Genomic DNA, 16,967 nt, shown 5'->3' on the forward strand with positions numbered 1-16,967 from the left:
GCCGCGGAGCATCAGGCTTCCAGGGTTATCGTTGACGACCATCGCGAGCAAGCTCGCTCCCACAGGTTTTTGCACTGATCAAAAAAATGCCCCGGCTCTTTCGAACCGGGGCATTTTTCATTGCAGCGATAACTCAGCGATTGCGGGTCAGCAGCGCTGGTTTCTCGCCACGAGGACGGCTTGGCAGTTGATCCAGCTGCTCAGGTGTCGGGAAGCGATCCGCCTTCGACTCCTTGTGCATGATCTTCGGCGCCGGGCCACGCGGGTTCTGTACGGCAGGTTCCGAACGTGGCTGGTCGTCACGGGCCGGCCGGCGATTGCGCGAATCTTCGCGACGGGCCTGGCCGTCGCGCGGTGCGCCACTGCGAGGGCCGTTACGCTTGGCTGGCGGAGTGCCGGTGCTGGCGCCATCGCTGTTGCGGGGACCGTTCTGGCGACCTTGTGGCTTGCCGGAACGTGGAGCACCCGAACCTGCCGCGGTGCCTTGCGCCGGAGCACCCGGGCGACGGCCACGGCCTTGCGCGGGCTTCTGTTGCGGCACGTAGTCGACGCGGTTACCGAAGTTATCGATATCGTCGTCCAGGAACTCGTCCGGGGCGCGGTCAGCGGCGGCACGAGGAGGCTGCGACGGACGCTGTTCGCGAGCCGGAGTGCCTTCACGTGGTTTCTGCTGACGGGCCGGGCGCTCGCCGCGTTCGCCGGCCGGTTTTTCCTTGCCCTTGTCCTTGCCTTTGTCCTTGCGACCACCGCCGCCACCGCTGCCGTTCGGACCGTCGCCGCGCGGGCCACGTGGATTGCGCGGGTTGCGCATGTCCGGACGCTCGCGCACTTCAGGCTTTTCCGCCTCGATGGTGCTTGCATCGAAGCCCATCAGGTCGCCATCGGCGATTTTCTGCTTGGTCATGCGTTCGATGCTTTTCAGCAGTTTTTCTTCGTCCGGGGCTACCAGCGAAATCGCCTCGCCCGAACGACCGGCACGGCCGGTACGACCGATACGGTGCACGTAGTCTTCATCGACATTCGGCAATTCGAAGTTGACCACATGTGGCAACTGGTCGATGTCCAGGCCGCGGGCGGCGATATCGGTGGCCACCAGGATGCGCACAGTGCCGGCCTTGAAGTCGGCCAGGGCTTTGGTGCGGGCGTTCTGGCTCTTGTTGCCGTGGATCGCGACGGCGCTCAGGCCGTGCTTGTCCAGGTACTCGGCCAGGCGGTTGGCGCCGTGCTTGGTGCGGGTGAACACCAGTACCTGTTCCCAGGCGCCAGCGGTGATCAGGTGGGCCAGCAAGGCGCGCTTGTGGCTGGCCGGCAGGCGGAATACGCGCTGTTCGATACGCTCGACCGTGGTGTTTGGCGGCGTGACTTCGATGCGTTCCGGGTTGTGCAGCAGCTTGCCGGCGAGGTCGGTGATGTCCTTGGAGAAGGTCGCCGAGAACAGCAGGTTCTGGCGTTTGGCCGGCAGACGGGCCAGGACCTTTTTCACGTCATGGACGAAGCCCATGTCGAGCATGCGGTCGGCTTCGTCCAGCACGAGGATTTCCACGTGGGACAGATCGACGCTGCCTTGGCCGGCCAGGTCGAGCAGGCGGCCAGGGCAGGCCACCAGCACGTCTACGCCGCGGGACATGGCCTGAACCTGCGGGTTCATGCCGACACCGCCGAAGATGCAGGCGCTGACGAACTTCAGGTCACGGGCATAGACCTTGAAGCTTTCATGCACTTGCGCGGCGAGTTCGCGAGTCGGGGTCAGGACCAGTACGCGCGGTTGGCGCGGGCCGTGACGTTGGGACTTGTCCGGATGACCGTTGGGGAACAACCGCTCCAGGATCGGAAGGGCGAAACCGCCGGTTTTACCAGTACCTGTCTGTGCCGCGACCATCAGGTCGCGACCTTGCAACACGGCGGGAATGGCCCGCTGTTGCACCGGAGTAGGCTCGGTATAGCCCGCCGCCTCGATGGCGCGGACTAAAGCCTCGGAGAGACCGAGGGAAGCAAAGGACATGAGTAATCCTGTTCTAGTTAGGGCTTGGCCCAATGGGAGTCTTGCCTGGCGCGAATGGCGTTTAAGAGGACGCAATCCCGTCCGGTCCTGCTGGGTTTCGAAGGCTCGTCTGCAAGCGCTCGCGCGGGCTGAAAGCTGCGCAGTAGCGGGGTTGAGATGCCTTTAACGATTCCGAGCGTCCGGGCGTGAGCCTGGCGGGAAGGCCGGAGTATAACAGAGCTATCACTGCGCGCCGCTTTCCTGCTGCTCAACGGTTTTTTCCGTGGCGGCCGTGGCCTTTTCAGACTTCACGCTGGCTGCCGGTTCCGCGCCGTAGCGGGCGCTCAGTTCAGCGTAGGCGGGCTCGCGCTTGAAGCGCTTGAGTTCGGCGCCGAAACGTTGCACCAGCAGATCCATGCCCGCATTGCGCCGCACCGCGAGAAACTGGCTTTGCTGGCTGATGACCGTGGGGTTTTCGGTGATCTTGTCGCGGATGCCCAGTTCGTCGAGCAAATGCTGGCCGACCCGGCGGTCGGTGATCAGCAGGTCAATTCGCCCGCGTACCAGTTTGCCGAAGTTGGCTTCATGGGTGGGGGCCGGCTCGCGGGTGAACAGCGTCGAATCGCTGAAGTCCTTGCTGTACAGGTAACCCGGCGAGGTGCCGATGGTCAGGCCGCGCAAGTCTTCGAGGCTGCGAAACGGGTGGGGCCGGTCATTGGCGTAGAACATCACGAACTGGACTTCCGAGAGCGGTTCGCTGGGGTAGAGCAGCGTCGCTTCGCGTTCGTCGCTGTGAAAGATGTCCAGGGCGCCGTCGGCCTGGCCTGTTTCAAGCATCGACAAGCAGCGTTTCCATGGCAGGAACTGCCACTCCACTTCGATGCCCAGGCGCTTGAAGACAATGGCGGTGGTTTCGTAGTCCAGGCCCAGGGATTTGCCGTTGTCTTCGTACACATAGGGCGCCCAAGGCTCCGTGACAATGCGCAGCTTCTCGCCCCGGGCGGCGAAGCTCAGGCAAGTGAAGACAAGCACGGCGATTAACTGCGTGATCAAAGGCATAGGCTGAGATTACGACGAGAAACCGGAAAGAGCCAGAAACTGACCGCAGATGCTCTAACTCCGTGGATTGCTGCACATTAATAGTGCGTTGAAAGCAAAAAGATCGCTGCCTGCGACAGCGCCTACGGGATTTAACATTCCGTTGTAGGCGCTGCCGCAGGCTGCGATCTTTTAATTGTGCTTCAACGACTTTTTAACGCGGCAACTTCAGGTTGTTCCACACCGCCAGGCTCGCTTCAGCCTGGTTCAGCGTGTAGAAGTGCAGCCCTGGAGCGCCACCCTGCAGCAGTTGTTCGCACATCTCGGTGATGACCTGTTCGCCAAAGCGCTGAATGCTCTGGGTGTCGTCTCCATAGGCTTCCAGTTGCTTGCGGATCCAGCGCGGGATTTCCGCACCGCAGGCATCGGAGAAGCGCGCCAGCTTGCTGTAGTTGGTGATCGGCATGATGCCCGGCACGATCGGGATGTTCACGCCCAGCGCCCGCACGCGTTCGACGAAGTAGAAATAGCAGTCGGCGTTGAAGAAGTACTGGGTGATCGCACTGTCGGCGCCAGCGTTGGCCTTGCGCACGAAGTTGGCCACATCGTCTTCGAAATTGCGCGCTTGCGGATGCATTTCCGGGTAAGCGGCGACTTCGATGTGGAAATGATCACCGGTTTCTTCACGAATGAATTCAACCAGGTCATTGGCGTGGCGCAACTCACCGCTGGCCATGCCCATGCCCGAAGGCAGGTCACCGCGCAGGGCGACGATACGCTTGATGCCGGCAGCCTTGTACTGGGCCAGCAGGCCGCGCAGGTCGTCCTTGCTATCGCCTACGCAGGACAGGTGCGGAGCGGCAGGGATTTTGACTTCGCTTTCGAGCTGCAGCACGGTGTTCAGCGTGCGATCGCGGGTCGAACCGCCGGCGCCGTAGGTGCAGGAGAAGAAATCGGGGTTGTAGATGGCCAGCTGGCGAGCAGTGGCGAGCAGCTTTTCATGCCCAGCATCGGTCTTCGTAGGGAAGAACTCGAAGCTGTAGCGACGATCTTGGGACATGGTCATATCCTTGGAAACTCATAAGGCGGACGCTGGCCCCCTGTAGGAGCGAGCTTGCTCGCGAAAAACATCAAGGCAACGCGTTCATCCAGACAGCACGCGTTATCGTTGACGTCCATCGCGAGCGAGCTCGCTCCTACACAGGAAAAGCCGGTCTATCAGTAGCGGTAGGCGTGCGGCTTGAACGGACCTTCAACGGTCACGCCGATGTAGTCGGCCTGGGTCTTGGTCAGTTGAGTCACTACGCCGCCGAAGCCACGGACCATTTCCAGGGCCACTTCTTCGTCGAGTTTCTTCGGCAGTACTTCAACGGTCAGGCGCTCGGCTTTCTGGGCTGGCGACAGGTCGGCGTACTTCTGGCCGAACAGGAAGATCTGGGCCAGAACCTGGTTGGCGAACGAACCGTCCATGATGCGGCTCGGGTGGCCGGTGGCGTTACCCAGGTTAACCAGACGGCCTTCGGCCAGCAGGATCAGGTAGTCGTCGTTCTGTGGGTCGAAATCGCCAGCGCCGGTACGGTGGATCTTGTGAACCTGCGGCTTCACTTCTTCCCATGCCCAGTTCTTGCGCATGAAAGCGGTGTCGATTTCGTTGTCGAAGTGGCCGATGTTGCAGACAACGGCACGCTTCTTCAGGGCCTTGAGCATGTTCGAGTCGCAAACATTGACGTTACCGGTGGTGGTCACGATCAGGTCGATCTTGCCCAGCAATGCCTTGTCGATGCTTGCTTCAGTTCCGTTGTTGATACCGTCGATGAACGGCGAAACCACTTCGAAACCGTCCATGCAGGCTTGCATGGCGCAGATCGGGTCGACTTCGGAAACCTTGACGATCATGCCTTCCTGACGCAGGGACTGGGCCGAACCCTTGCCCACGTCGCCGTAGCCGATGACCAGCGCTTGCTTGCCGGACAGCAGGTGGTCGGTGCCGCGCTTGATCGCATCGTTCAGGCTGTGACGGCAGCCGTACTTGTTGTCGTTCTTGCTCTTGGTCACCGAGTCGTTGACGTTGATGGCCGGGATTTTCAGCTCGCCCTTGGCCAGCATGTCCAGCAGGCGGTGAACGCCGGTGGTGGTTTCTTCGGTCACGCCGTGGACGCGGTCCAGAACCTGTGGGTACTTCTTGTGCAGCAGCTCGGTCAGGTCACCGCCGTCGTCGAGGATCATGTTGGCATCCCAAGGCGCGCCATCTTTGAGGATGGTCTGCTCCAGGCACCACTCGTACTCTTGTTCGGTTTCACCTTTCCAGGCGAAAACCGGGATGCCGGCAGCGGCGATGGCAGCAGCAGCCTGGTCCTGAGTCGAGAAAATGTTGCAGGACGACCAGCGTACTTCGGCACCCAGGGCAACCAGGGTTTCGATCAGCACGGCAGTCTGAATGGTCATGTGGATGCAGCCGAGGATCTTCGCGCCCTTGAGCGGTTGCTCGGCGGAATACTTGTTGCGCAGACCCATCAGGGCTGGCATTTCGGATTCGGCGATGATGGTTTCGCGACGGCCCCAGGCAGCCAGGGACATGTCGGCAACTTTGTAATCGTTAAAATCTGCAGGCGTGATAACAGCGCTCATGAAGAGCCTCCATTCGTAATGTATGCGAATGGGCGCCGTTGTGCGTTTAGTGTCCAGCCAGTGAAGGCCAGGCAACGCCCCATCCGAGCCTGACAGGTCGAACCTGCTGCAGCGCCCCTCGGACAGGTGGCGGGAAACGGTAGCAATTGAAGATGACCGTTTTGAAACGGTGGCGATTATAGCGGGCTATGCCGATCTTCCAAAGCGTTTCTGTCGGTCAATGTCCGAACGGTAATCGAGACCATAGACGATGCTCAATAGAGCTCTAGGTCGGGCTCTGCCATGATGGTCGGCATCATTCGGCAAGACGCTCAGGAGTGAACATGAATTTCCACACCCGCAAATGGGTAAAACCCGAAGACCTCAACCCTAACGGCACGCTGTTCGGCGGTAGCCTGCTGCGCTGGATCGACGAAGAGGCGGCGATCTACGCCATCGTTCAGTTGGGCAACCAGCGTGTGGTCACCAAGTACATTTCAGAAATCAATTTCGTCAGCGCCTCGCGCCAGGGCGACATCATCGAACTGGGCATCACGGCGACCGAGTTCGGCCGCACTTCGATCACCCTGACGTGCGAGGTGCGCAACAAGATCACCCGCAAGAGCATCCTCACCGTTGAAAAAATGGTGTTCGTGAACCTCGGTGAAGACGGCTTGCCGGCGCCTCACGGCCGGACCGAGATCAAGTACGTCAAGGACCAGTTCAAGGACGACGCCAGCGTGTAGGAGCGAGCCTGCTCGCGATGGTCGTTAACGATAACACTGGGTACCTGACACCCAGTGGTGCTCTCAAGTCCATCGCGAGCATGCTCGCTCCTACAGAACGGAATCCCCGCTGCACAGGTCATAGCTGAATAGCCCGCCACCGGTTGCGCATCCCATGAACTCGGCACAAGACGGCAAGACCCCGAACCTTTCGGCGCAAGAAGAGCACGAAGTCGAAAAGAGCCAGCCACCCCGTGCCGCGGTGCTGCACGAGATCATCCGTACCCAGGGCGACCAGGAGCTGGAGCGCAGCATTGCCGCGTTGTGGTGGTCGGCGCTCGCGGCGGGGTTGACCATGGGGCTGTCGCTGATGGGCATGGGCTTGCTCAATTCACGTCTTCCGGATGGCGAAGGATTCAAGGTGATCGCGAGTTTCGGTTATTGCGCCGGTTTCCTCGCGGTGATCCTCGCTCGCCAGCAACTGTTCACCGAAAACACCCTGACCGCCGTGTTGCCGGTAATGACCAAACCGACGCTGGCCAACTTCGGCCGGCTGCTACGGCTGTGGACGGTGGTGCTGGTCGGCAACCTCTGTGGCACCTTGCTGGTGGCGTACGTGATGCTGGAACTGCCGATTTTCGACAGCAAGACCGATGTCGCCTTCCTCGATATCGGCCGCAAGGTCATGGAAAACCACGCCAGCCAGATGTTCGCCAAGGGCATCATTTCCGGATGGATGATCGCCACCATGGTCTGGATGATCCCGTCCATGGAGAGCGCCAAGATGTGGATCATCATCCTCATCACCTACCTCATGGCGCTGGGGGATTTCACCCACATCGTGGTCGGTTCGCTGGAGGTTTCGTATCTGGTATTTGCCGGCGAGTTGCCGTGGAGTGATTTCTGGCTGGTGTTCGCCGGGCCGACGCTGGCGGGGAACATCATCGGTGGCAGTTTTATTTTCGCGCTGATCAGCCATGCGCAGATTCGCAGCGAAAGCGGGCCGCCGAAAAAATCTGCGGATCAGAGCGAAGCGCCCGATCCGCAGAAAATCAAAAAACCATCAAGCTGATCCTCAGCCCACCGCATCAAGCGCAGCCGCACCGCGACGCTGGCGATAGATGAAAAACAGTGCGGTCAGCACGGTCAGCCCGCTGACCAGTGCACCGGTCCAGGGCAAGTCCGCCAGATCGGCACCGCTGGCCACAACCAGCCCGCCAATCCATGCCCCGGCGGCGTTGCCGAGGTTGAAGGCGCTCTGGTTCAAGGTCGAACCCAGGTTTGGTGCCTCAAAGGCCTGATCGATGATCAGCAGTTGCAGGATCGGGCACAAGGCAAAGGCAAACGTCCCCCACAACACCAGTGTGATGGCCGCCGGGATGACCGAGTGACTGGTTTGCGTGAATGCCGCCAGTACCACCAGCACCGCCAGCGCCATGCCCACCAGCGAAGGCAGCAAACGGCTGTCCGCCAGACGACCACCGAGCATGCTGCCGGCGGTCAGGCCAACGCCGAACAACAGCAGCATGAGGGTGACGCCGTGGGGGCTGACACCGGTGATGTCTTGCAGGATCGGCGCAATGTAAGTGAACACACTGAACAGGCTGGTCGAGGCCAGTACACTCATGCCCAGGGCCAGCAGTACGTTGGCCTTGCCCAGTACCTTGAACTCGCTGGCCAGGTTGGCTTTATCCATCGCGATGTTTTTCGGCAGCCAGACCCATTGCGCAATCGCCGCCAGCACCCCGATCACCGACACCGCCCAGAAGGTCGAGCGCCAGCCTGCGTATTGCCCGAGTGCGGTACCCAGTGGCACGCCGAGCACGTTGGCCAAGGTCAGGCCGGTGAACATCATGGCAATCGCCTGAGCCCTTTTGTTGGGGGCCACCAGCCCGGCGGCCACCACCGAACCAATGCCGAAAAATGCGCCGTGGCACAGTGCCGTGATCACGCGCGCGGCCATCAACGTGGCGTAGTTTGGCGCCAGCGCGCAGAGCATGTTGCCGAGGATGAACATCAGCGTCATGCCCAACAACGTGGCCTTGCGCGGCATGTTGGCGGTGCCGACCGCGAGGATCGGTGCACCGAATACCACGCCCAGGGCGTAGCCGGTGATCAGCAATCCGGCGTCGGGAATGCTCACGCTGAGGTCGCGGGCGACATCGGGCAAAAGACCCATGATGACGAATTCGGTGGTGCCGATGCCGAAGGCGGCAACGGCGAGGGCAAGCAAAGCGAGTGGCATGCGCAAGGTCTCTGTCGGTAGTCTTGACGCTGTGATCAGGCATACGCAGGCCGACGACCGTTCTCGACGAGAGCGGGCCGGGCAGGATTTTTATTGGAATAAGTTTGTGCGCAACTGAGTGCGGCGTGGTCGCTTGCAGTATAAACAGACAGTGAAATATGGCGAATCAATTCTCTACCCGGCCCCTGTAGGAGCGAGCTCGCTCGCGATGGACGTGAACGAAGACGGGTGCTCGCTGATTGAGCGCGTTGTCCTCACGTTTTTCGCGAGCAAGCTCGCTCCTACGGGGATCGTGGAGACAACAAAAGGAGTAGGCCGTGCTTGCGACGGCGTTGGTGTTGGTGGCGGCGCTGTTGCATGCGGCGTGGAATACCCTGATCAAGTTCAGTGCGGAGCGGCTGTTGGTGGTGGCCTGCATGGACAGCGTGGCGCTGCTCTTTGTCGTGCTGATGCTGCCGTTCCTGAGCGTGCCGCCACTGGAGATCTGGCCGTGGATCCTGGCGTCGGCGGCGTTCGAGTTGCTCTATCGCTATTTGCTCATCCAGGCCTATCGGGTCGGCGACCTCGGGCTGGTCTATCCATTGATGCGTGGCCTGTCACCGTTGGTGGTGCTGGCGCTGACGCTGATCTTTGCCGGGGAAGTGCTGACCCATCAGCAGATTTTCGGAATCCTGCTGATCCCGTTCGGCATGCTGTGCCTGCTCTGGCAGGGCGGCGGCGGTGCGCGTTTGCCCTGGTCGATGTTGCCGGTGGTGGCGCTGATCGGCCTGTGCATCGGTTGCTACACCTACATTGACGGGCAGGCATTGCGACGCTGGTCCCATCCACTGGATTATCTGGTTTGGGTCACCTTGCTCAGTGCCTGGCCGTTTCCGCTGTTGGCGTTGGTGCGCAAACGACCCGCGTTCATGTTGTTCTGGCGCGAGCAGTGGCGACTGGGCCTGGCCGTCGGGTTCTGCGTGTTGTTCAGCTACGCTCTGGTGCTGTGGGCGATGCAGCTGGGCTCGATTGCAGAAGCGGCGGCGTTGCGCGAGATCAGCGTAATTCTGGTGGTGCTGTTTGGCATGCGTTACCTGAAAGAGCCTTTTGGCGGGCCACGCCTCTTGGCCTGTGGGCTGGTGCTGATCGGTATATTGGTCATGAAATTTTGACTGTTCTGAAACGTGAAGAAGGGACTGCTTTATGACGGTTGCTCTGTGGTGCATTTTGATCGCGATTTTCCTGCCGTATGTGTGTGTGGGCGTGGCCAAGATCAGTGGCGGGTTCAGGTTGAGAGACAACCATGATCCCCGGGACTTTCTCGATTCGCTGGAAGGCTTGGGCAGGCGCGCGAATGCGGCGCAACTGAACAGCTTTGAAGTGACCCCGGCGTTCGCTGCGGCGGTGATCGTGGCGCATCTGGTCGGCAATGCCGAACTGGTGACGATCAATGTGCTGGCCGTGCTGTTCATTACCAGCCGGCTGCTCTACATCATTTGCTACCTGGCGGACTGGGCGACGCTGCGGTCGTTGATGTGGTTCGTGGGGATGGGGTTGATCGTGAGTTTCTTTGTGGTGTCAGCCTGACAGATCTTCAGGGTTTTTGCCGGCCTCATCGCGAGCAAGCTCGCTCCCACAGGAGTGTGCGTTCCAGTGTAGGAGCGGGCCTGCTCGCGAAAGCTATCTAACGGTCAACACTCGCCTCAGGGCTTGGTCTTCTCGGCATCCGCCACCTGCGGCACTTGCGGCAACGTCGCGCCTTTGGGCCAGAGCATCCAGATCTGCCCCTGCTGTTTCATGTCCCCGGCCAGTTGCCCGGCCGCATCCCCGGTGCCCCAGAACAGATCCGCCCGAACCTCGCCGGCAATGGCGCCGCCGGTGTCCTGTGCTGCCACGGGGCGAACCAGGGCCGTGCCGTCCGGTCTGGTGGTGGACAGCCACAACAGGCTGCCCAGCGGAATCACCTTGCGATCCACCGCCGCGCTGTAACCGGCGGTCAACGGTACGTTCAGCGAGCCGCGCGGACCTTCGTTGCTGTCCGGGTTGCGGGTGAAGAACACATAACTGGGGTTGCTGCCGAGCAGTTCGGGGATCCGCGATGGATTGGCCTTGGCCCAGGTGCTGATGGCGCCCATGGTCACGTCTTCTTTTTTCAGTTCGCCCTGTTCCACCAGCCAGCGGCCGATCGGTCGATACGGGTGGCCGTTCTGATCGGCGTAGGCAATGCGCAACTGGCGACCATTGTCGAGCTGGATACGACCCGAACCCTGGATTTGCAGGAACTGCAGGTTCATCGGATCGGTCAGCCAGGCCACGACCGGCGCATTGACCCCTTTGCTTTCGATGGCTGCCGCATCGTCGTATGGCTTGAGCACGCGACCTTCGAGTCGACCGCGCAGGCGCTTGCCCTTGAGTTCCGGGTAAATGCTGTCGAGGGCGACGATGATCATGTCCTCGGGGACGCCATAGACCGGGACATTGGCAGCGCTGGTCTGGGTCAGGCTCCCGGGATAGACCGGTTCGTAGTAGCCGGTGATCAGGCCGTTGGGGTTGTCGTTGGCGGCGCGCAGGCCATAGACATCGAGGTTCTGTTTGAGAAAACCGCGAATGTCGCTGGCGGTTTGCGGCACGTTGACAGCCGCTGCGCAGGTGCCACCCCAGACCGGATCGGCCTTGAGTCGGGTACAGGCGCTGCGCCAGGAACCGAAACCGGCGACCAGGTCGCTGTCGGACACTGCCGGCAGCGCTTCCCATGTGGCGCTGGAGTAGGTGGCCAGGGCGTGGGTTTTCGGTTGTTGGCTGTCGCCACCGGTGCAGCCTGCGAGCAGGGCCACCATCGGCAGGGTCCAGGCCAGGCTGTGACGCCATGCCTTGAAACGGCTGTTCATGGAGTGGTTCCTTTGCCGGTTGCTTGAGCGCTCCATGCGCTCAAGCAACCCTTATTGATAATAGGGCTATTGGTCTTTGCCGATGACGCGAGGATACTGGCCGCCGTTTCCCGTGACCTGAAGCCACCATGACTCTTAAAAGACTTTCTGTTGTATTGCTGGCCTGCCTGACGCTGTCCGCTTGTGGCGGTATCGACCCCAACTCGCCGCTCGGCCAGCGCAAGGCCATTTTCAAGCAGATGCTCAAGACTGGCGAAGACCTGGGCGGTATGTTGCGTGGGCGCATTGCCTTCGATGGCCCGAAGTTCGCCGAAGGTGCGGTGAAACTCGATGCGTTGTCCCGTGAGCCGTGGCAGCATTTTCCGCAAGTGCGCGAGGAGGATCACACCAGCGCCAAGAGCGATGTCTGGGAGCAACAGACACGCTTTCAGGCAATGGCCCGCGACCTTGAAAGCGCCACCGGTGAATTGGTGATCGCCAGCCAGGTCCAACCCTACAAGGCCAGCAACCTGGGGCCGGCGGTACAGAAAGTCGAAGATGCTTGCAGTGCTTGTCATAAGGCGTTTCGGGATCATTGATTCGGCGCTACGCATGACCTGTGGCGAGGGGGCTTGCCCCCGTTCGACGGCGTAGCCGTCGTTTGTTTGAACTGTCAGGTATATCTGACTGAGTTCGGTTCAGCGATTTTGGGACTGCTTCGCAGTCCAACGGGGGCAAGCCCCCTCGCCACAAAAAAACTGCTGCGTTACTTATCCAACTCATCGAGTGCGTTCTGCAATTCCTTGCGGGCATCGGCGAGTTTGTCTTTGCGCTTGTTGATCTTGTCGGGATCGCCTTTGCTCATGGCCTTGTCGAGGTCTGCCTGACGCTTGCTGACTTCGTGCTTGGCGTCGAGCACCTTGTTTTCCCGTTCCTTCTTCAGCGAGGCGTCGGTGCAGTTCGCTTCGACTTCGCTCAAGGCCTTTTCCAGGCCTGCCTGCTGGTCGGCGTTGCCGCGGACCTTGGCCAATTCGATCTGGTTGACGATGCCTTGCTTCTTGGCGGCGCAACCGGTCAGCCCCGGCGCTTCCTCGTCCGCCATCAACGGGGTGGCCAGCACGCTGCAAAGGGTCAACAGGGCGAGCGGTGAAAGAAATTTCATAAAAGCTCCATGTAGGAAAGCAAGCAGACCACTGTGGCAATGGCTGTTGGAGCCCAGCGGTCCCTTGTGGTTCCCGCTGGGCGCAGGGCCGACAACTAAAAGCCGTCAATCCCCGCATCACGTAACGTTTCACTCAAGCCCAGTACCTGCGGATCGCGGAAAAAAGCGCTCAGTTGCGCCGCGCGCCCTGGCCCGATATCGGCCTCGGCCCGCCATTGTTCGATGTCTCGCTGCGCCAGTACCAGCCATGAATCGCCGAGATGCGCCTGACCTGTCGGCGGTAATCCCAAGGCTTTCAGCCAGTGCGCGAACGGGCGTTGCCGGGCTCGGTTGAAGCTGTCTGCAAGACGAGCCGCGCTGCGCTCGCCGAAACCGTCAATGGTAGCAAGCTCTTGGGCATCGAGGGTCAACCAATCCAACAGACCGTTCAGCCGACCTGTTGCAAGAAGTTTTTCCCAGGTGCCCGGACCCACATTGGGCAGCGCCAGGCCTTGTTTGCTGCTGAGCCAGGTCAGGCGCGCAAGAAACTGGCTCTCACAGCCCGGAGTCGGTTGCCAGCAACTCAATGAATGAAAGTCCTCTGCCCGCGGCGCGTTCAATTCGGCGCGTTCGCTGCTGCGCAATACAACCCTATCGAGCCTGGGAATGGTCAGCCCGGCCAGGCTGATGGCGACCTGGTCACCCGGGCGGATGTCCAGCGTCTGCCAGCGTTGCAACGAACCGACGCTGACGTGCTTGATCTGCCGGTCATCGAGCTTTACCGGGGTCAGTTCAAGAACCGGAGTGATCCGCCCGGTCCGGCCGATTTTGAAGTGAACCTGGCGGACTTCGGCCAGTGCCTGGGCGAAGGGGTATTTCCAGGCGATGGCCCAGTAGGGTGACCTGGCCTGCCAGCGTTCGGCGGCTGGGCGCTGATTCTGGCGCAGGACGATGCCGTCGCTGGCAAAGGGCAAGGGGGAACGATACCAGTGCTCGCGCCAGCGTTCGGCATCAATGACGGAGGCGATGGGCTGGCTGTATGCCGTGGTACTCGGGAAGCCCAGCGCAGTCAGCGCCGCGGCACGCTCGGGTACGCTCGCCGGTCCTTGGGGCCAGTCCCAGACAAACAGGTCGATGCCGGCGGCCTGTTCGGCGCTCAAGACCTTGCGTGCCATCAGACCGGCTACCGAGCCACGAGCATTGAGGCTACCGGCTCGGGCCTGCACGTGATCGGTCAGGCGCCAATACAGTTCGCCTTGCACGATCAAGTCCCGGGCATGCGATAGCCGTTGCGGGATGGCCGGAATCTGCCGTGCAGGAACCGTCCAGTCCTGGCCGCTTTGGCCGTCGCCGCGGCTGATTGCCTGGGCCAACAGGCCGCTGCGGTAAACCAGGGTCACCGCCACGCCATCGATTTTAGGCTGGACCCAGACGTCCACCCGGTCACGCAGCCATTTTTCCACGGCGGGCTGATCGTGCAGTTTGTCCAGGCCGGTGTGGGCGATGGGGTGGGGCAGCGTGCCGCGCGCAGTGCGCAAGGGGTCTGCGGGTGGGCTCAGGTTAAAGCAGTGGCGCCATTGGGTGAGTCGCGCGCGGGACTGGTCGTAGAGTTCATCGGCGACCAGTGAGCGTCCCTGGCGGTGATAGTTGTCGTCCCAGAGGTCGATTTGTTGTTGCAGTTTGCCGACTTCGTTCCGGGCGCGTTCGGCTGGCCATTCCGGGCACTCGGCGGCGCTGGCGGTCAGGTAGGCAAAGGTCAGTAGAGCGGCGAAAAACAGGCGCAGGTCGGGAAGCATCTTGAGCGTCCTTGCTCGGTGAGGTGCGTGAAGGCTAGGTCAGTATCAGTTGGCGCAGCGAGGGGGTGTTTTGCCGGGTATTTCTGGTGGTTGTGCTGGCCTCATCGCGAGCAAGCTCGCTCCCACAGGGAATTTGCGTTTGCCCACGGGTCTTTGTCACACCAAAGATCAACTCTGGGAGCGAGCCTGCTCGCGAAGGCGGCCACGCGGTCTCAAGCACAAGGCAATAAAAAGCCCCGCAGGGCGCGAACCGTGCGGGGCTTCGGGTGTTGCGGGGGGAACCTTACAGGCCGGCAGCAGAACGCAGGGCGTCGGCGCGGTCGGTTTTTTCCCAGGTGAACGTGGTGAAGGTGTCGTCACCAACGGTCTTGGTCGCCGGGGTGCGACCGAAGTGGCCGTAGGCAGCGGTTTCCTGATACATCGGGTGCAGCAGGTCGAGCATGGTGGTGATCGCGTATGGACGCAGGTCGAACACTTCACGGACCAGTTTGACGATCTTGTCATCGCTGATCTTGCCGGTGCCGAAGGTGTTCAGCGAGATCGAAGTCGGCTGGGCAACACCGATGGCGTAGGACACCTGAATCTCGCAACGCTCGGCCAGGCCGGCGGCAACGATGTTCTTGGCCACGTAACGACCGGCGTAGGCCGCCGAACGGTCAACCTTCGATGGATCTTTACCGGAGAACGCGCCACCGCCGTGACGGGCCATGCCGCCGTAGCTGTCGACGATGATCTTGCGACCGGTCAGGCCGCAGTCACCCACCGGGCCGCCGATGATGAACTGGCCGGTCGGGTTGATGTGGAACTGGGTGTCCTTGCTCAGCAGTTCGGCAGGCAGCACGTGCTTGACGATCAGCTCCATCACGCCTTCGCGCAGGTCGTTGTACGACACTTCCGGGTTGTGCTGGGTCGACAGAACAACAGCGTCGATACCGACAACCTTGCCGTTTTCGTAACGGCAGGTCACTTGCGACTTGGCGTCCGGGCGCAGCCAAGGCAGCAGGCCGGATTTACGGGCTTCAGCCTGGCGCTGCACCAGCTGGTGCGAGAAGGTGATCGGTGCAGGCATCAGCACGTCGGTTTCATTGCTGGCGTAGCCGAACATCAGGCCCTGGTCGCCGGCGCCCTGATCTTCAGGCTTGGCACGGTCGACACCCTGGTTGATGTCAGGGGACTGCTTGCCGATGATGTTCATCACGCCGCAGGTCGCGCCGTCGAAGCCAACGTCGGAGCTGGTGTAGCCGATGTCGGTGATCACGTCACGAACGATCTGCTCCAGATCAACCCAGGCGGAAGTGGTGACTTCGCCGGCGATGATCGCCACGCCCGTTTTCACCAGAGTCTCGCACGCCACACGGGCGAACTTGTCTTCAGCAATGATGGCGTCCAGCACCGCATCAGAAATCTGGTCGGCGATTTTGTCCGGATGCCCTTCAGACACGGACTCGGAGGTGAAAAGGGAGTATTCGCTCATCTCGATGTTTTCCTGAAATTACCGATGGTGAGTGTCGCCAGCCGGTCGCTGAAAATGGCGGACCTGGATCTGGAAACCATTACGTAAGCCTACATAGAGGCTTTCCCCGGGAACGAGTCCCGCAGCGGTGGCCCAACGGGCCAGATCGTCCTGTTCAAACCCCAGCCAGAGATCACCGCAGGCCTCCTTGGCCCAACTCTGGTTGTGGCTACATAACTCTGTCACTAACAGGCTACCGCCTGGTTGCAGCAAATGGGCCATGTGCTTGAGCGCATCGGCCGGTGCGGCAAAATGGTGCAGCACCATGTTCAGTACCACGCAATCGGCCTTGAGGCTGACGCCGTTCAATGCATCGGCCAGTTGCAGGCTAACGTTAGTCAGCTTGTCGCGTTCGCAGACCTGGCGCGCCAGTTCGAGCATCGCGCTGCTGTTATCCAGCGCCGTGACTTGCGCGAAGCGGCGCGCCAGGTCCGGCAGGAATGCGCCATCGCCGGGGCCGACTTCAATGGCCGTGGCGTCTTTGTCGAAGCTCAGCTTCTCGAGCAGGGCCACCACGCTTTCGCGGTATTGCGGCAGGCCGGCGATCAAGTCTTGCTGGGCGCGAAACTTCTCCGCAACCCTTGAGAAAAAATCCTGGCTGGCCGCCGCACGTTGCCCATGGACCTGGGTGATGCGCGACTGTACGTCGGTCGGCAGCGTCAGGTTGTCCACTTCTTCGAGCAATGCTGCGTGCAGTTTGCCGCCCAGCAGTTCGGTGTGGGGCAGCGCGCGACGGTAGAAAATCGCGTTGCCTTCGCGGCGCGTTGCCACCAGGTCGGCCTGTGCCAGTACCTTGAGGTGGTGGCTCATGCCTGACTGGCCGATGCCGAAGATCTGCGCCAGTTCCAGTACGCCGAACGAGTCATTGGCCAGTGCGCGCAAGACATTCAACCGCAGGGGATCGCCGCCAGCCTTGCACAAGGCCGCCAGCTCATCGCAATCGTCATGTTGAATGGAGGGCACGCGTAAATTCATAAGGCCGGCAGTCTAGTCACGGGTCGAAGGTATCGCAAGAGCAATATCAAAAAGTTTTGATATTGCTCGATAGATGGCACTTCTCGACGTTAGCTTTTGT

At 61.0% G+C, this 16,967-nt stretch carries 15 protein-coding genes and 1 riboswitch; of the genes, 5 read left to right on the plus strand and 10 right to left on the minus strand.

All coding sequences use genetic code 11. The features are described from left to right. Window positions 1–133: 133 nt before the first annotated feature. The 4 genes from ABIE16_RS25375 to ahcY form a co-directional block, all read right to left on the minus strand. Window positions 134–2,002: a DEAD/DEAH box helicase gene (locus tag ABIE16_RS25375; RefSeq protein ID WP_090451898.1), complete on the minus strand. Its 1,869-nt coding sequence runs from the start codon at window positions 2,000–2,002 to the stop codon at window positions 134–136. A 222-nt stretch (window positions 2,003–2,224) separates the two neighbouring features. Next, complete coding sequence (locus ABIE16_RS25380) at window positions 2,225–3,040, minus strand: substrate-binding periplasmic protein (RefSeq protein WP_218494713.1); 816 nt, start codon at window positions 3,038–3,040, stop codon at window positions 2,225–2,227. A gap of 193 nt (window positions 3,041–3,233) precedes the next feature. After that, window positions 3,234–4,079, minus strand: a complete 846-nt coding sequence (gene metF, locus ABIE16_RS25385) for a methylenetetrahydrofolate reductase [NAD(P)H] (protein ID WP_150815197.1) — start codon at window positions 4,077–4,079, stop codon at window positions 3,234–3,236. A 158-nt stretch (window positions 4,080–4,237) separates the two neighbouring features. Beyond that, window positions 4,238–5,647, minus strand: a complete 1,410-nt coding sequence (gene ahcY, locus ABIE16_RS25390) for an adenosylhomocysteinase (RefSeq protein ID WP_090451894.1) — start codon at window positions 5,645–5,647, stop codon at window positions 4,238–4,240. 23 nt (window positions 5,648–5,670) lie between these two features. Beyond that, a riboswitch (S-adenosyl-L-homocysteine riboswitch) is annotated at window positions 5,671–5,773 on the minus strand. Between the two features lie 197 nt (window positions 5,774–5,970). On the opposite strand from ahcY, the gene ABIE16_RS25395 reads away from it, so the two are divergent. Further along, entirely contained in the window at window positions 5,971–6,372 is a 402-nt protein-coding gene (locus tag ABIE16_RS25395; protein ID WP_008019918.1) for an acyl-CoA thioesterase, read from the plus strand. Between the two features lie 154 nt (window positions 6,373–6,526). Beyond that, a complete protein-coding gene (locus ABIE16_RS25400) occupies window positions 6,527–7,423 on the plus strand; it encodes a formate/nitrite transporter family protein (RefSeq protein ID WP_218494714.1) in 897 nt (298 codons plus the stop codon). Window positions 7,424–7,426: 3 nt separating this feature from the next. Here ABIE16_RS25400 and ABIE16_RS25405 read toward each other — a convergent pair whose 3' ends face one another. Beyond that, window positions 7,427–8,596: an MFS transporter gene (locus tag ABIE16_RS25405; protein ID WP_218494715.1), complete on the minus strand. Its 1,170-nt coding sequence runs from the start codon at window positions 8,594–8,596 to the stop codon at window positions 7,427–7,429. Between the two features lie 317 nt (window positions 8,597–8,913). Between ABIE16_RS25405 and ABIE16_RS25410 the strand changes: the two genes are divergently transcribed. Then, window positions 8,914–9,747 (plus strand): EamA family transporter, encoded by an 834-nt coding sequence (locus ABIE16_RS25410; protein ID WP_057712956.1) that lies wholly within the window; start codon window positions 8,914–8,916, stop codon window positions 9,745–9,747. A gap of 31 nt (window positions 9,748–9,778) precedes the next feature. After that, window positions 9,779–10,162, plus strand: a complete 384-nt coding sequence (locus tag ABIE16_RS25415) for an MAPEG family protein (protein ID WP_218494716.1) — start codon at window positions 9,779–9,781, stop codon at window positions 10,160–10,162. 116 nt (window positions 10,163–10,278) lie between these two features. Here ABIE16_RS25415 and mltA read toward each other — a convergent pair whose 3' ends face one another. Then, window positions 10,279–11,463: a murein transglycosylase A gene (gene mltA, locus ABIE16_RS25420; protein ID WP_218494717.1), complete on the minus strand. Its 1,185-nt coding sequence runs from the start codon at window positions 11,461–11,463 to the stop codon at window positions 10,279–10,281. A 128-nt stretch (window positions 11,464–11,591) separates the two neighbouring features. Here mltA and ABIE16_RS25425 point away from each other — a divergent pair, with 128 nt between their 5' ends. Continuing rightward, complete coding sequence (locus ABIE16_RS25425; protein WP_057712959.1) at window positions 11,592–12,041, plus strand: c-type cytochrome; 450 nt, start codon at window positions 11,592–11,594, stop codon at window positions 12,039–12,041. A gap of 167 nt (window positions 12,042–12,208) precedes the next feature. Here the strand turns inward: ABIE16_RS25425 and ABIE16_RS25430 are convergent, their stop codons facing one another. From ABIE16_RS25430 to ABIE16_RS25445, 4 genes are all read right to left on the minus strand, one after another. Continuing rightward, complete coding sequence (locus ABIE16_RS25430; protein WP_218494718.1) at window positions 12,209–12,604, minus strand: DUF1090 domain-containing protein; 396 nt, start codon at window positions 12,602–12,604, stop codon at window positions 12,209–12,211. Between the two features lie 95 nt (window positions 12,605–12,699). Then, window positions 12,700–14,379, minus strand: a complete 1,680-nt coding sequence (gene ligB / locus ABIE16_RS25435) for an NAD-dependent DNA ligase LigB (protein ID WP_429522168.1) — start codon at window positions 14,377–14,379, stop codon at window positions 12,700–12,702. A gap of 283 nt (window positions 14,380–14,662) precedes the next feature. Then, on the minus strand, window positions 14,663–15,853 hold the full coding sequence (gene metK, locus ABIE16_RS25440) for a methionine adenosyltransferase (protein ID WP_007975460.1): 1,191 nt from the start codon (window positions 15,851–15,853) through the stop codon (window positions 14,663–14,665). Between the two features lie 18 nt (window positions 15,854–15,871). After that, window positions 15,872–16,867, minus strand: coding sequence for an ArsR/SmtB family transcription factor (locus ABIE16_RS25445; RefSeq protein ID WP_429522169.1), 996 nt, complete (start codon window positions 16,865–16,867; stop codon window positions 15,872–15,874). Window positions 16,868–16,967: the final 100 nt, after the last annotated feature.

The sequence above is a fragment of the Pseudomonas sp. 2725 genome (genome assembly GCF_050434585.1).
In the GTDB taxonomy this organism is placed as follows: domain Bacteria; phylum Pseudomonadota; class Gammaproteobacteria; order Pseudomonadales; family Pseudomonadaceae; genus Aquipseudomonas; species Aquipseudomonas jessenii.

What these genes read in the sequence shown, in the direction of transcription:
- ABIE16_RS25375 (WP_090451898.1), bottom strand. Translation starts at nt 2,002, where the DNA reads ATGTCCTTTGCTTCCCTCGGTCTCTCCGAGGCTTTAGTCCGCGCCATC.
- ABIE16_RS25380 (WP_218494713.1), bottom strand. Translation starts at nt 3,040, where the DNA reads ATGCCTTTGATCACGCAGTTAATCGCCGTGCTTGTCTTCACTTGCCTG.
- metF (WP_150815197.1), bottom strand. Translation starts at nt 4,079, where the DNA reads ATGTCCCAAGATCGTCGCTACAGCTTCGAGTTCTTCCCTACGAAGACC.
- ahcY (WP_090451894.1), bottom strand. Translation starts at nt 5,647, where the DNA reads ATGAGCGCTGTTATCACGCCTGCAGATTTTAACGATTACAAAGTTGCC.
- ABIE16_RS25395 (WP_008019918.1), top strand. Translation starts at nt 5,971, where the DNA reads ATGAATTTCCACACCCGCAAATGGGTAAAACCCGAAGACCTCAACCCT.
- ABIE16_RS25400 (WP_218494714.1), top strand. Translation starts at nt 6,527, where the DNA reads ATGAACTCGGCACAAGACGGCAAGACCCCGAACCTTTCGGCGCAAGAA.
- ABIE16_RS25405 (WP_218494715.1), bottom strand. Translation starts at nt 8,596, where the DNA reads ATGCCACTCGCTTTGCTTGCCCTCGCCGTTGCCGCCTTCGGCATCGGC.
- ABIE16_RS25415 (WP_218494716.1), top strand. Translation starts at nt 9,779, where the DNA reads ATGACGGTTGCTCTGTGGTGCATTTTGATCGCGATTTTCCTGCCGTAT.
- mltA (WP_218494717.1), bottom strand. Translation starts at nt 11,463, where the DNA reads ATGAACAGCCGTTTCAAGGCATGGCGTCACAGCCTGGCCTGGACCCTG.
- ABIE16_RS25425 (WP_057712959.1), top strand. Translation starts at nt 11,592, where the DNA reads ATGACTCTTAAAAGACTTTCTGTTGTATTGCTGGCCTGCCTGACGCTG.
- ABIE16_RS25430 (WP_218494718.1), bottom strand. Translation starts at nt 12,604, where the DNA reads ATGAAATTTCTTTCACCGCTCGCCCTGTTGACCCTTTGCAGCGTGCTG.
- ligB (WP_429522168.1), bottom strand. Translation starts at nt 14,379, where the DNA reads ATGCTTCCCGACCTGCGCCTGTTTTTCGCCGCTCTACTGACCTTTGCC.
- metK (WP_007975460.1), bottom strand. Translation starts at nt 15,853, where the DNA reads ATGAGCGAATACTCCCTTTTCACCTCCGAGTCCGTGTCTGAAGGGCAT.
- ABIE16_RS25445 (WP_429522169.1), bottom strand. Translation starts at nt 16,867, where the DNA reads ATGAATTTACGCGTGCCCTCCATTCAACATGACGATTGCGATGAGCTG.